At 67.5% G+C, this 12,156-nt stretch carries 13 protein-coding genes; 9 read left to right on the plus strand and 4 right to left on the minus strand.

Going from position 1 to position 12,156, the window contains the following annotated elements; genetic code table 11:
- Positions 1–68 precede the first annotated feature (68 nt).
- Positions 69–566: an XdhC family protein gene (locus AMYHA_RS14130; RefSeq protein WP_051399906.1), complete on the plus strand. Its 498-nt coding sequence runs from the start codon at positions 69–71 to the stop codon at positions 564–566.
- Between the two features lie 44 nt (positions 567–610).
- Here AMYHA_RS14130 and AMYHA_RS28290 read toward each other — a convergent pair whose 3' ends face one another.
- Positions 611–967 carry an RGCVC family protein gene (locus AMYHA_RS28290; protein ID WP_330760651.1) on the minus strand — a complete coding sequence of 119 codons (357 nt, stop codon included), beginning with the start codon at positions 965–967 and terminating at the stop codon, positions 611–613.
- Positions 968–1,253: 286 nt separating this feature from the next.
- Here AMYHA_RS28290 and AMYHA_RS14140 point away from each other — a divergent pair, with 286 nt between their 5' ends.
- From AMYHA_RS14140 to AMYHA_RS14155, 4 genes are all read left to right on the plus strand, one after another.
- Complete coding sequence (locus AMYHA_RS14140) at positions 1,254–1,454, plus strand: cold-shock protein (RefSeq protein WP_034271657.1); 201 nt, start codon at positions 1,254–1,256, stop codon at positions 1,452–1,454.
- 196 nt (positions 1,455–1,650) lie between these two features.
- On the plus strand, positions 1,651–2,544 hold the full coding sequence (locus AMYHA_RS14145) for an acyl-CoA desaturase (protein WP_034271659.1): 894 nt from the start codon (positions 1,651–1,653) through the stop codon (positions 2,542–2,544).
- Between the two features lie 143 nt (positions 2,545–2,687).
- Positions 2,688–2,900 (plus strand): antitoxin, encoded by a 213-nt coding sequence (locus AMYHA_RS14150; protein ID WP_034271661.1) that lies wholly within the window; start codon positions 2,688–2,690, stop codon positions 2,898–2,900.
- A 118-nt stretch (positions 2,901–3,018) separates the two neighbouring features.
- The gene (locus AMYHA_RS14155; protein WP_231104755.1) at positions 3,019–3,294 is read left to right on the plus strand and encodes a hypothetical protein; all 276 of its coding nucleotides are present in this window, start codon (positions 3,019–3,021) and stop codon (positions 3,292–3,294) included.
- 28 nt (positions 3,295–3,322) lie between these two features.
- Here the strand turns inward: AMYHA_RS14155 and AMYHA_RS25795 are convergent, their stop codons facing one another.
- On the minus strand, positions 3,323–4,027 hold the full coding sequence (locus AMYHA_RS25795; protein WP_051399907.1) for a J domain-containing protein: 705 nt from the start codon (positions 4,025–4,027) through the stop codon (positions 3,323–3,325).
- Positions 4,028–4,105: 78 nt separating this feature from the next.
- Here AMYHA_RS25795 and AMYHA_RS14165 point away from each other — a divergent pair, with 78 nt between their 5' ends.
- Positions 4,106–5,110 carry a DUF5995 family protein gene (locus tag AMYHA_RS14165; RefSeq protein WP_034271663.1) on the plus strand — a complete coding sequence of 335 codons (1,005 nt, stop codon included), beginning with the start codon at positions 4,106–4,108 and terminating at the stop codon, positions 5,108–5,110.
- Between the two features lie 54 nt (positions 5,111–5,164).
- Here the strand turns inward: AMYHA_RS14165 and AMYHA_RS14170 are convergent, their stop codons facing one another.
- On the minus strand, positions 5,165–5,977 hold the full coding sequence (locus AMYHA_RS14170; protein ID WP_034271665.1) for a 3'(2'),5'-bisphosphate nucleotidase CysQ: 813 nt from the start codon (positions 5,975–5,977) through the stop codon (positions 5,165–5,167).
- A gap of 293 nt (positions 5,978–6,270) precedes the next feature.
- On the opposite strand from AMYHA_RS14170, the gene AMYHA_RS14180 reads away from it, so the two are divergent.
- Positions 6,271–7,494: a thioester domain-containing protein gene (locus tag AMYHA_RS14180; RefSeq protein ID WP_034271669.1), complete on the plus strand. Its 1,224-nt coding sequence runs from the start codon at positions 6,271–6,273 to the stop codon at positions 7,492–7,494.
- 99 nt (positions 7,495–7,593) lie between these two features.
- Here AMYHA_RS14180 and AMYHA_RS14185 read toward each other — a convergent pair whose 3' ends face one another.
- Positions 7,594–9,420 (minus strand): NAD(P)/FAD-dependent oxidoreductase, encoded by a 1,827-nt coding sequence (locus AMYHA_RS14185; protein ID WP_034271671.1) that lies wholly within the window; start codon positions 9,418–9,420, stop codon positions 7,594–7,596.
- Between the two features lie 120 nt (positions 9,421–9,540).
- Between AMYHA_RS14185 and AMYHA_RS14190 the strand changes: the two genes are divergently transcribed.
- Complete coding sequence (locus AMYHA_RS14190; protein WP_034271673.1) at positions 9,541–10,749, plus strand: sigma-54-dependent transcriptional regulator family protein; 1,209 nt, start codon at positions 9,541–9,543, stop codon at positions 10,747–10,749.
- 116 nt (positions 10,750–10,865) lie between these two features.
- Entirely contained in the window at positions 10,866–12,134 is a 1,269-nt protein-coding gene (locus tag AMYHA_RS14195; RefSeq protein WP_051399908.1) for a hypothetical protein, read from the plus strand.
- Positions 12,135–12,156 lie beyond the last annotated feature (22 nt).

Here is a 12,156-nt window from a genome sequence, read left to right on the forward strand (position 1 = left end):
TGATCAAGCTACCGGCAGGGTTGGTGATCAACACCTGCGCGGGAGTCCGACCGACTACCCTGACGGCTGTGCGCTCACATCAGATTCTCATCGTCGGCTCCGGCGACGTTGCCGTCGCCCTGGAGTCGATCAGTGCGACCCTCGGTTGGCGTCCGACGGTCGTCACGGCCCTCGACGACGCGATCTCTCGCCTGCCCGAGGCCGAGTCGGTCGTCGTGCTGAGCCACGACGAGGACGTCGACGGCCCTGCCCTCGCTACCGCGTTGACGTCGGGAGCGTCGTACATCGGTGCGATGGGCTCGCGCCGCACGCAGGCGCGCCGGCGCGACTGGCTGCTCGCTCACGGGGTGAGCGCCGAGCTCGCGGACTCGATCCGGGGCCCGGCTGGGCTGGACATCGGAGCGGACACGCCCGCGGAGATCGCCGTGGCGATCGTGGCCGAGATCGTCGCCTGCCGCCGGGGCGCGGTGGTGGGAACGGACGCACTCTCGGCCCGGTCCGGGCCGATCCACCAGGACGCGGCGCCGGGTGCGAGGGAGTGTCCTGGCGAGAACTCCTTGCCGTAACCGGGCCAGTGGGTACACGCGGCGGCCGGTGTCGCCGCCCTCGATCACCGTACGTAAGCCTGGCCGACGGATTTCCGTGCTTGGGCCGCGGCGCAGACGCAGGCTCGCTCGAACTGGTGATCGATCGTCGCGGCGCAGAACCGCGTCGCGATCTGGTCGTGGTCATTCCAGGGGTGCGGGCACGCGGGACACCCGGCGTCGGCACCGCCAACGTCGTGGTCAGCGGCGGACTGTGTCAATTCGTGTGTCGGCATGGCTGCGTCCCAATCTGTGCGATCGTCGTGGCACGCGCACTCACGGTCGTGGTGGCGGAGTCGCGTGATGCGGTGACCGGTACCCGGCTCAGATCGCTCCGGTACGAAACCGGCGATAGGGGCGACACCATGACTCAGAGATGTCATCACGTGCTAGTACCTCGCACTGTACGCCCTCGCTGTATCCGAACGACGTCCCCCAGCGCAGGGCGGCCTCGACCGTCACCATGGAACAAATCCGCGCCGAGGAACGTTGAGTGGTGTAGGTCGAAGTTTTGAAGTGTTCGTGTTCAATACACGCTCGCGCAGAACCTAGGTGCGGGCGTCGTTTTTCTCCTTGCAGGACAAGCCGAGAAGTCGCCGTCTGATCAACCCGGCCATGCCGGACCGCAGAGTGCGACCCGGCATATATCCCTACAAGGAGAACAAAGTTATGACTCAAGGAACCGTGAAGTGGTTCAACGCCGAAAAGGGCTTCGGCTTCATCGCACGCACGGACGGCCCTGACGTCTTCGTGCACTACTCCGCGATCGACGGCTACGGCTTCCGCACCCTCGAGGAGAACCAGTCCGTCGAGTTCGAGGTCACGCAGGGCGACAAGGGCCCGCAGGCCAACAACGTGCGGGCACTCTGATCCGGTCGTAGCACGATTAGCGCCGTATCCGCGTGGGTATCACGCGGATACGGCGGTCGGATCACCGCTATGAGAATCAAGCAGCTCCCCTACCTCGGGTGGCATTCACGATCCGCTACCGGGAGGTAGCATCATGTCTCCTTCAACACTCGAACGGTCTCGCACCGAATCCGCGCGCGACCAGCGCACGGAACCGATGTTCGACGGCACGAAGTCCACGACCGAGATGTCCCTCGTCAAAGTGTTCGCCGTCGTCCCCCTGCTCGCCCTGATCGCCGCCGTACCCATCGCGTGGGGTTGGGGCCTCAACTGGACCGACATCGCCCTCGCGGTGTCGTTCTACGTCGTCACCGGCCTCGGGGTCACCGTCGGCTTCCACCGGTACTTCACCCACCGGGCCTTCAAGGCCAAGCGTGGCCTGCGGGTCGCCCTCGCCGTGGTCGGCAGCATGGCCATGCAGGGACCGGTCATCGGATGGGTTGCCGATCATCGTCGCCACCACGCTTACGCCGACCGCGAGGGAGACCCCCACTCGCCGTGGCGGTTCGGCACCTCGGCCAAGGCGCTCGCCAAAGGCTTCTGGTACGCCCACATGGGCTGGATGTTCCAGCGAGACCGGACCAACGCCAACCGGTTCGCACCCGACCTGCTCAAGGACCGTGCCATCCGCGTCGTCGACCGGCTGTTCCCGCTGCTGACCGTCGCCACCTTGCTGCTACCCGCCGTGCTCGGCGGGCTGATCACGCTGTCCTGGTGGGGCGCGCTGACCGCGTTCTTCTGGGCTAGCCTGGTACGCGTCGCCGCATTGCACCACGTCACGTGGTCGGTGAACTCGATCTGCCACATGATCGGTAACCGGCCGTTCGCCTCCCGCGACAAGTCGGCCAACTTCTGGCCGCTCGCCGTGTTGTCGTTCGGCGAGTCGTGGCACAACTCCCACCACGCCGACCCCACCGGCGCCCGTCACGGCGTGCGACGTGGCCAGATCGACATCTCAGCCAGGGTCATCTGGCTGTTCGAGAAGCTGCACTGGGTCTCCGACGTACGGTGGCCGAAGCCGGAGCGGCTGGCGCGCAAGCTCGCCGCCTGACCGATCCCGAACAGACGTCCCGATGCCCCCGCTCCCCGCAACCGTGTCGCGTGGCCGGCAGCCGTACGAGCCGCGGGTGTGTCACTCTCGTAGTGAGCATCCGATACCGGGTTGTATTGACTGGTCGTTGAAAGGAGCGCACCATGCCGTTCTTCCGGAGGTTCACCGCGGTTGCCGGCGCGGTTGACGCCGCGCGTCGGTATGCCAGGAACAACCCGGACAAGATCCGCCACTACACCGACAAAGCCGGTGCGTTCGTGGACAAGCAAACCAAGGGCAAGTACCACGACAAGATCGATAACGCCGTGCGCAAGGTCAATAAGTCAGTGGACGGCCAGGCGGACGGCCAGGCGTAGCCGTCTGCTTCCGTGCTTCTCGTGGTGAGAGCCGATGGGTCGCGATCCGCGTCATGTTGACGCTCTATGGGTTATGCCATAGTAGATATTCAGGCACTGAAATAGTCCCTTCCTCCGCATGGCCACCCGGCGCACGCTCTCGGGCGTCGCGGCCTGGCACCATGGCGGTATGCAGGACCAGCCATCGTCGTTCGCTACTGATGCCTCCGCCGGTCAGCTGATCTGTTCGGCGAAGGGCTGTCAGCAAGCAGCGTCGTATGCCGTGGTCTGGAACAACCCGAAGGTCCACACTCCCGAACGAGAAAAGACCTGGCTAGCCTGCGAACAGCATCGCGAGTGGCTGTCGAGCTTCCTCGACAAGCGGGGGTTCCTGCTGCGCGTTGACGCCCTCTAGACCGAGCACCTCGGCTTGCCAGGGGCGCTCACCCGCGCGCCTGCATAGCGGCCGCTACCAGCAGCACGATGATGATCACGACGGTGGCGGTGGCTAGCCAGGGCAGCACCCGGGCCGTCACCGGCTTCGTGAGCGGCATGGGCTCCGACCTCGGCGCTGGTGAACCGGCAGCACGAGCGTGCGGCGGGTCCAGTTCCCTGAGCGCTGCGCCGTAGCCCCGGTTGTTCACCAGCACGGCGAGGTTGGCGAACAGGGCGGGGATACCCCACCACCCGAGTGTGAGTGTCTGTGCCTGCACGTCTCGCCAGATCGCGGTGCCGCAGTTCCTGCAGAGCGTGGCGGCGTAGCGGTCCGTGCGGTGCAGGATGATCAGCCCGTTCAGTGCGCGAATGTCGATCCACATCGCGGGCGTGTGCCCGCAGACCTCACATCCCCGATGCCGCGGACGTCGCGGGCGGTCGCGCGGCACGTCGACGTACCTATCACCGGTCCATACCCGATGCGTTGCCTGCTGCGCGTCGCTGGTCCGTTTCGCGGCATCGAACCGGAGCGCGTGCAACGCGTCGGTCAACTCGGCCATCGCTCGCTCTGCCGCACGCAGGTCCGCCTGCGAGCCGTGCGCATGCCTGTCCGGGTGGAGAATCTTGGCGCGCCGCTTGTACGCCGTGCGAGCCTCTTCCCGGGTGGCGTGCGGTCCGATGCCCAGGATGTCGCGCGCCGTGGTGTCATCCATGGCGCCCTCCCCGTACCGGGACCGCAAATGGCTCGTTCATCAAGCATCGAATGAGCGCTTGATACCAAGGAGTCTGTCATGGCCGGTCGGGTCCGCATCGCGCTGTGCGCCATGGTCGCGTCGTTGGTGCTGCCTATGGCGCAGGCCGGTGCCGACGAACCGGTGCCGTGGCTGCTGCCGGGCTCGCCGCCGTTGCCGCCCGACTACACCGTGCCGTACCTGCCCGCTGTGGAGCCGGTCAGCTGCGTCGAAGGGACGCTGTCGTGCGTCAGGCAGTTGGAGACGATCCTGCAGCAGCACACCGCGGCGCTTGGCTGCGACCACGACGCGGTGTTCGCCGACGCATACCTGACCATCACCCGCGGCTACCTCGAGTCCGCGACCGATCCGGATTACTTCGACGACCTGGAGCGGCTCGACCCGCTGGCGGTGCGCGGAACGTACGAGCGACCGGACCGCATCAACCACGAGGTACGGAACTACGCCCAGGAATACCTCGACCAGTACGCGCGCTGGCACACCGGCCACCGGGATGAGGTCGCGCCGTCCTGGGCGATCGCGTTCCAGGCAGCCGACGACGAATCCGTGACCGCGACCGGGGATCTGCTGCTGCAGCTCAACGCGCACATCCGGCGGGACAACCCCATCCGCGCGATCGAGCAGACCGAGGGTGTTCTCCGGGCCGACGGGCCGATGCCGGACGCGACCGGACGACCCGACCACGACCGCATCAGTGACGTCCTGCAGGAGAACGCCGAGCTGATGAGTGACCGGCTCGCCGCCCGGTACGACCCGTCGCTCAACGACGGCAACGAACTGCTGGGCATGGTGATCGACCCGAAGAGCGTCTACCTGCTCATCTCATCCTGGCGTGAGGAGGCGTGGCGCAACGCCGAGCAACTGCGGCACGCTCGCGCTGCCGGTGGCGTCGATGGGCCGCTGTATCACGCCAAGCTGGCCGAGATCGACGCGTCAGCGGAGGCCGCCGCGTACGCCATTCTCGCCGCCACCCGCACCACACCGGAGGCCAACCAGGCACGCCGGGAGTACTGCCGCGACAACCTCGACAACGGCGCGCCCTGAGCGGCCGCTGCCCGATCGGCGGAGCGTCGCCCCACCGCATGCGTCACGCAGGAGCTAGTCCGGCCGCACGGCCTCGGTGGGGGCAGCCGCGATCGCGCTCAGCACCTGCTCGGCGACCTCGCTGCGGCAGACCACCAGATCAGGCAGGAGCACCTCGCGCTGGTTGTACTCCAACGGGCCGCCATCGATCCGGCTCGTGTGGGCGCCCGCCGCCCTGGCGACGGCCACCGGCGCGGCCGAGTCCCACTCGTACTGGCCACCGGCGTGGATGTACGCGTCAGCCGTGCCGTCGATGACCGCCATCACCTTGACCCCGGCCGAGCCCATGGCGACCAGTTCCGCGCCCAGCGTCTCGGCGACGTCATGCACCAGCGCGGGCGCGCGGGTGCGGCTCACCGCGATACGCAGTGCCTGCGACGGTGCGGCCTCTGGCGCCTTGACCGACGCCGTTGAGAAGGTGACGTCCCTTGCGGGGAGCGCGACCGCACCCGCGGTCAGCTCGCCCTTCGACCACAGCGCCACGTGCACCGCCCAGTCGTCGCGGGGCGGTTCGGAGAACTCGCGCGTACCGTCAAGCGGGTCGACGATCCACACCCGGTCGGCGGCGAGTCGCGTAGCGTCACCGTGGCTCGCGAGGCTCTCTTCGCTCAGCACCGCGTCGTCCGGACGATGCTCGGCCAGCAGGCTCAGCAGCAGCTCGTTGGCTTCCCGGTCACCGGCGTTCTTGAGCTCCTTGCCCGCGAGGCCGGAATCGCGCACCTGAAGCAGCAGCCGTCCCGCCTCAGTGGCGGCCCACTCCGCGAAGGCGTGGTCGTCGGTGGCGACGGCGTCCGGCGCAACGCCCCGGGTGAATGACGATGCAGGCACTGATTTCCCTCTCTTGGCGGTCGTCACAAGCGTCGAAGCCCATCATGCCCGACGCCGCACCGCAGGCCGCTGGCGCGGTGGCCGACGCCTGGACCGAGGCCACCCTGCAGAGCCCGGACCAATCGGTTAGCTCGCCTGGCGTCACTTATGACACTAAAGACGTCAACCATTCGGAGTAACAGAAACTCGATAGTATGGCCGGTTCGGGTCGTTTTTCTCCTATGTGTATGCTCCGCCCTCACTGGAAAGTGTGATCTTTATCGGAAGCTCCACAGGGGAGGGTTAGGAGACTCATGCGCACGAGATCAGTTCTCACTCGCGCTGGCGCCGTCGCTATCGGCGCCACGTTCGCCCTGCTGTCGACCGCCGCGCCCGCGTCCGCCGACGACGCGACGGGCACGGTTCTCGGGCCGCGACACAACATCAGCGGTTACAAGGTGAACATGGACAGCATGACCAATCTGAACACCGCGCTGTTCGGATTGAAGCTCGACGGCGGCAATACGCTCCGCATGTATTGCGTCGAAATCAAGGTCGATTTGCGCCACGGCGAGACGATGGTCGAGACGCCGTGGGACCAGTACCCGAATCCAGACTCCCCTTTCCACGACAACCGCGGGAAGATCCAGTGGGTGCTGCAGAACGGATACCCGAGCGTCGACACCGACGCACTCGAAGAGGCGATCGGCGCGGACACGCTGACCGACGGTCTGTCCGAAAAGGAGGCCATCACCGGCACCCAAGCCGCGGTCTGGCGCTTCAGCGACGATGAGGAGCTTCAGCGTCCTAACGCGACGCAGGCGGGCGACGACGCCGACCAGGACGTCCTCGCGCTCTACGACTACCTGACCAGTGAGGCCAGGGACATCGAGGAGCCGACGCCGACGCTGGAGCTGGCCCCGGAGACGGCATCCGGTCAGGCTGGCGAGCGGATCGGGCCGTTCACGGTCGCTACGACAGGCGAGGTCTCCGAGCTGACGACCGACCTGCCCGAAGGCACGACGCTGACCGACGCTGACGGCAAGGAACTGTCGGCGTCGGACATCACCGATGGCTCCGAGATCTACGTCGACGTCCCCGCGAGCATGTCAGCGAACAACGCGTCTTTCGAGATCAAGGCCACCGGCCATGTCAACACCGGGCGGCTGTTCGTCGCAGGGAACTACGACGAGCGCAAGGCACAGTCGCTGATCGTGGCTCAGTCGGAGGACGTCACCCTCTCAGCTGGCGCCACCGCCACCTGGCAGGCCGCTCCGACGACCACGCCACCCGAGGAGACCACCTCCTCGACGCCTGCGCCGACCACGTCGTCGAGCGCCCCGACCACGTCCACGACGTCGGCCGCTCCCCCGGCGCCGACCACAACGGAGGCCCCGCCCGCCCCGGTGAGCAACGAGGATGACCTGGCCCTGACCGGCGCCTCGATCATGACACCGCTGCTCGTCGGTGTCGGCCTCGTGATCGCCGGTGTGGGTGCGCTGATGTTCCAGCGTCGCCGCAAGAACAGCACCAGCTGATCGGGCATTAGCAGGATCAACGCGGTGGTGGCCGGGCCCGCGGGCTCGGCCACTACCGCGTTGTCTACGCCGCGTTGGCTCCGTCCGATGCTGGACCGGTCACCTCGTGTGGTGCACCTCGGCCTGCCCGTACACCGGCGTCGGGATGCCCGCGTGGCGCGCTTTCAACTGCAGCGCGAGGTACAGCGAATAGTGCCGCGACTGGTGCAGGTTGCCGCCGTGGAACCACAGCGCCTTCTGCTGGGTTGGCTTCCACATGTTGCGCTGCTCGCCTTCCCACGGCCCTGGGTCCTTCGTGGTGTCGGAACCCAACCCCCACACCTTGCCGACCCGGTCGGCGGCCTCCTGACTGATCAGGTCCGCGGCCCAGCCGTTCATCGAACCGTAGCCGGTCGCGTAGACGACCAGGTCCGCTGACAGCTCCGTGCCGTCGTCCAGCACGACCGCGTCCTCGGTGAGCCGGGTGACCTGGCCGTGCGCGAGCTTCACCTCACCGTTCGCGACCAACTCGGCGGCGCCGACGTCAATGTAGTAGCCGGACCCGCGCCGCAGGTACTTCATGAACAGTCCAGAGCCATCCTCACCCCAGTCATGCCAGAACCCGGCCCGTTCGAGCCGTTCGTAGAACTCACGGTCCCGCTCCGCCATCTGCTCGTACAGCGGAATCTGGAACTCGTGCATGATCCGGTACGGCAACGACGCGAAGATCAGGTCGGCTTTCTCGGTGGTCACCCCAGCGGCGACCGCACGTTCGGAGTAGAGATCACCGAGCCCGATGTCCATCAGGGTGTCGCTCTTGACGATGTGGGTCGAGCTGCGCTGCACCATCGTCACGTCGGCGTCGTGCTCCCACAGCGCGCCGCAGATGTCGAACGCGCTGTTGTTGCTGCCGATCACCACGCACCGCTTGCCCGCGTAGTCGTCCGGGCCTGGGTGTGCCGACGAGTGGTGCTGATCGCCCCGGAAGACATCTTGGCCGGGTAGTTCCGGCACGTTCGGCTTGCCGGACATGCCGGTGGCCAGCACCAACTGTTGCGGCCGCAGCGTGAGCGGCTCGCCGTCCCGCGTCACCTGGACGGTCCACTCCCCTGCCTCCTCGGCGTACGACGCCGACGTCACCTCGGTGCCCGACCAGTACGGGATCTCCATGACCTTGACGTACGACTCAAGCCAGTCCGCGATCTTGTCCTTGGGTGAGAACACCGGCCAGTTGTCCGGGAACGGAATGTAGGGCAGGTGGTCATACCAGACCGGGTCGTGCAGGCACAGCGACTTGTAGCGATTCCGCCATTGGTCACCCGGACGCGAGTGCTTGTCCACCACCAGGCTCGGCACGCCAAGCTGTCTGAGCCGGGCACCCAGGGCGATGCCGCCCTGCCCGCCGCCGACGACGAGCGCGTATGGCTGGGTGGTCGACCCCAGCGCCTCGGCCTCCTGTTGTCGCTGCTCACACCACGTCGTGCGGTCCTTGAACGCGCCATGCGTGACGCCCTTGGGACGCCTCGTCCCACATGGTTCCTCGTGGCCCTTGAGCTCATACAGCGTGGTGAGGAACGTCCACGCCTTGGTCTCACCATCGTCGTCGACGAACCGGACCAGGCCTTTGCCGCGACCGACGGTCGTTTCGAAGCGGAACCACGCCGTGACGACGCCGTCGGCTTCCTCTGGCGGCTCGGTGATCGTGAACCGACGTGGGCTGGTTCGTTCCAGCGTCTCGCCAAGCAGGTCGGCAACGCCCTCCGGGTGCTCGACGGTGGTGAGATTCCACGAGAAGGCGATCAGGTCGCGCCAGTAGCTGGTAGCCGCGAACATGGCGGCCGCGCGGCGGACGTCGCTCGCACGAAGCGCGTCCTCGAAGTCGTCGAACCAGGCTTCGGCTCGTCGCTGGGCGGACATGGCTGTGGGGGCGATCAGGCTGTCAGTCATGTGCTCCAGCACACACCCGCGCGCGGCGAGTCAGAAGCGTTGCAGCGTGTTGCATTCCGCTGACCGTGGCGCCGCTCACAGCGTGCTGCTTATCCTGAGGGGAACCTTCGCGGAGGCGAGATGACGACGGCGGTTAACGGTGCGATCGCGCCCGGCACGGACCTTACGGCCCATGCGCGCGAACTGCAGCGGATCCACGACGCCGTGCTAGCCGGCGTCCGTCCGCCCGCGCGGCCGCGCGCACTAGTAGCGCGATCCTGGTCGCGGATGCTGGCGATGGGCCTTGACCCGGATGGCCGCAACACCCGCGAACACCTGCCGGCCTCGGAGATCGCACGGCTGCGTCATGAGTCGCCGCTGAGCCAGGTCATCGACGAACTGCGTGCGGTGCTCACCAGCGTGGCCGAGGCGTCGCAGTTCCTCATGGTCGTCTGCGACGCGGACGGCATCGTGCTGTGGCGCGAGGGCTCCACCCGGGTCCGGATCGTCGCCGACGGGCTGGGTTTCGTGGCGGGCGCGCGATGGACCGAGCACGTCGTCGGGACCAATGCGATCGGCACGGCGCTCGCCGAGCGAGCCCCGGTGGAGCTGTTCTCGGCAGAGCATTTCGAACACACGCAACATCCGTGGTACTGCACCGCGGCGCCGGTGCACGATCCACGCACCGGGGATCTCGTCGGGGTGGTCGACGTGAGCGGACCCGCGCTGACTCTGCACCCCGCGATCGGCTCGCTGGTGCGGAGCGCGGTCCGGCTCGCGGAAGCTCGACTGTGGCGCTGGCACCAGGACCGGCTGGATCAGCTGCGCCGGGCGACCGAACCTTTGCTCGGCACGCGGTCCGGCCCGCTGCTCGTGGTCGATGACCACGGCTGGGTCGCCCATCACTCCGGCATCGCCGCGAGGGACCGGATCGAAGCCCCGCGCCCAGACCGCGCCCTCGCCGTGCCTGGCATGGGCTTGTGTCTCCCGGAACGCATCACCGATGGCTGGCTGGTCCGCCCGCGCGACCGCGATGGCACCATCACCGCGCGGCTCGACCTCACCGGGGAGCCGGTGCTGGAAGTCCACTCGGACGAGGCGGGTTGGCGGACCTCACTCACCCGGCGGCACGCGCAGATCCTGCGCGCGCTGAGCGAGGCTGACGCCGACGGACTGACGGCAGGCCGGCTGAGCACGATCCTTTTTGGCGACGCCGAGCACGCGGTGACCGTCCGCGCGGAGATCTCCCGGCTGCGACGCGTCGTCGGGGCGCTGGTCACGCCGAATCCGTACCGGCTTGCCGACGGCGTCACCGTCACGGTCGATCAGCCAGGCGAACCCGGGTCGTAGCTCACGGCAGCTCCGCCACGAGCCGCCCCGGTCCACCAGGTGAGCGGATGCGCGGAACCCGATCGCGTTATCGTTCCCGGTAATCGCGCGGGAACACGAGAAGACAGAGGTACGGGTTGACCCAGGACACAGCCGCACAGCGCCGTTACCCGACGGTGTATCTCCACATCGGCACGCCGAAGTCGGGAACGACGTTCCTGCAGGACGTGCTGGGACACAACCGGCAGCGCCTGGCTGAGCAGGGCGTCCTGTGGCCCGGCAGCACGTGGGGGGACCAGGTGCATGCCGTGCGTGATCTCGCGAATATCACTCCCGCTGACCATCGGCGCGGAGAGACGGCCGGAGCGTGGCAGCGTCTCGTCGACGAGATCCACGCCTGGGACGGTCACAGCGCGATCGTGTCGATGGAATGGCTGGTGGACGCCAAGCCACGGCACATCCGGCGCGCGATTGACAGCCTCGCTCCCGCGGACGTCCACGTCATCCTGACCGGGCGCGACCTCGCGCGCAATGTCCCGGCCAGTTGGCAGGAGGACATGCGGAACTGGTTCACCTACACCTGGCAGGAGTACCTCGCCGCCGTGACCGACCCGGAGTCGGCCACCCTCGAGGTCGGCACGCGGTTCTGGCGCCAGCAAGACCTCGGCGCCATCCTGCGCCGGTGGGGCAAGGCGGTCCCCGCCACGCGCATGCATGTCCTCACCGTCCCGCCACCAGGGTCGGACCCGCGGTTGCTGTGGCAGCGCTTCGCCGAGACCACCGGCATCGACGCTGCCGACTACGACGTCCCACCAAAGGGGCGCAACGTATCGCTGGGTGTGGTCTCGGCGGAATTGATGCGACGCGTCAACACCGTCGCCCGCGAACGCGGCCTGCGGTGGAAGCCCAGCGAACGTCTCCTCAAGCAGGTACTCGGCAAGCGGGTGCTGACCCGGCGCAGCGATCACGAACCGTCGCTCGCGCTACCGGCTGAGCTCTACCCGTGGGCTATCGACCAGGGCAAACGCATCGCCGACGATGTCGCCCATGCTGGGGTGCATGTCAGCGGCGACCTCGCCGAACTCATCCCGGATCCGGCCGCCGCGCGCGGAACCACCACGCCGGACACGATCAGCGACCGTGAGCTGCTTGAGGCGGCGATCGACGGGATCGTCGGCATAGTCGGCGCGGTGAACCGCATGCAACGGACCGGAGCGCTGCCAACCAGTGGCGATGAGCCAGCCCCGAAGCGGTGGTCCGCGCCGGCGGATCGGATGAAGGAACTGCTGGCCGAGGGTACCCAGCGAGTAGCCCGGAATGATGTGCTGCGTCGTGCCTGGCACACCGCACGTCGCAGAACGATGCTCGCCCAGCGCCGGATCAGCCGCCGTCGACCGCCTCGGTAGTCGCCGCTACGTCGCATGTGGA

Origin of the sequence: Haloechinothrix halophila YIM 93223, from assembly GCF_000504245.1 — a bacterium.
GTDB classification, from domain to species: domain Bacteria; phylum Actinomycetota; class Actinomycetes; order Mycobacteriales; family Pseudonocardiaceae; genus Haloechinothrix_A; species Haloechinothrix_A halophila.

Bases quoted from the DNA above. Each gene is read 5' to 3' on its own strand.
- AMYHA_RS28290 (WP_330760651.1), bottom strand. From the start codon at position 967: ATGACATCTCTGAGTCATGGTGTCGCCCCTATCGCCGGTTTCGTACCG.
- AMYHA_RS14140 (WP_034271657.1), top strand. From the start codon at position 1,254: ATGACTCAAGGAACCGTGAAGTGGTTCAACGCCGAAAAGGGCTTCGGC.
- AMYHA_RS14145 (WP_034271659.1), top strand. From the start codon at position 1,651: ATGTTCGACGGCACGAAGTCCACGACCGAGATGTCCCTCGTCAAAGTG.
- AMYHA_RS14150 (WP_034271661.1), top strand. From the start codon at position 2,688: ATGCCGTTCTTCCGGAGGTTCACCGCGGTTGCCGGCGCGGTTGACGCC.
- AMYHA_RS14155 (WP_231104755.1), top strand. From the start codon at position 3,019: ATGGCCACCCGGCGCACGCTCTCGGGCGTCGCGGCCTGGCACCATGGC.
- AMYHA_RS25795 (WP_051399907.1), bottom strand. From the start codon at position 4,027: ATGGATGACACCACGGCGCGCGACATCCTGGGCATCGGACCGCACGCC.
- AMYHA_RS14165 (WP_034271663.1), top strand. From the start codon at position 4,106: ATGGCCGGTCGGGTCCGCATCGCGCTGTGCGCCATGGTCGCGTCGTTG.
- AMYHA_RS14180 (WP_034271669.1), top strand. From the start codon at position 6,271: ATGCGCACGAGATCAGTTCTCACTCGCGCTGGCGCCGTCGCTATCGGC.
- AMYHA_RS14185 (WP_034271671.1), bottom strand. From the start codon at position 9,420: ATGACTGACAGCCTGATCGCCCCCACAGCCATGTCCGCCCAGCGACGA.
- AMYHA_RS14190 (WP_034271673.1), top strand. From the start codon at position 9,541: ATGACGACGGCGGTTAACGGTGCGATCGCGCCCGGCACGGACCTTACG.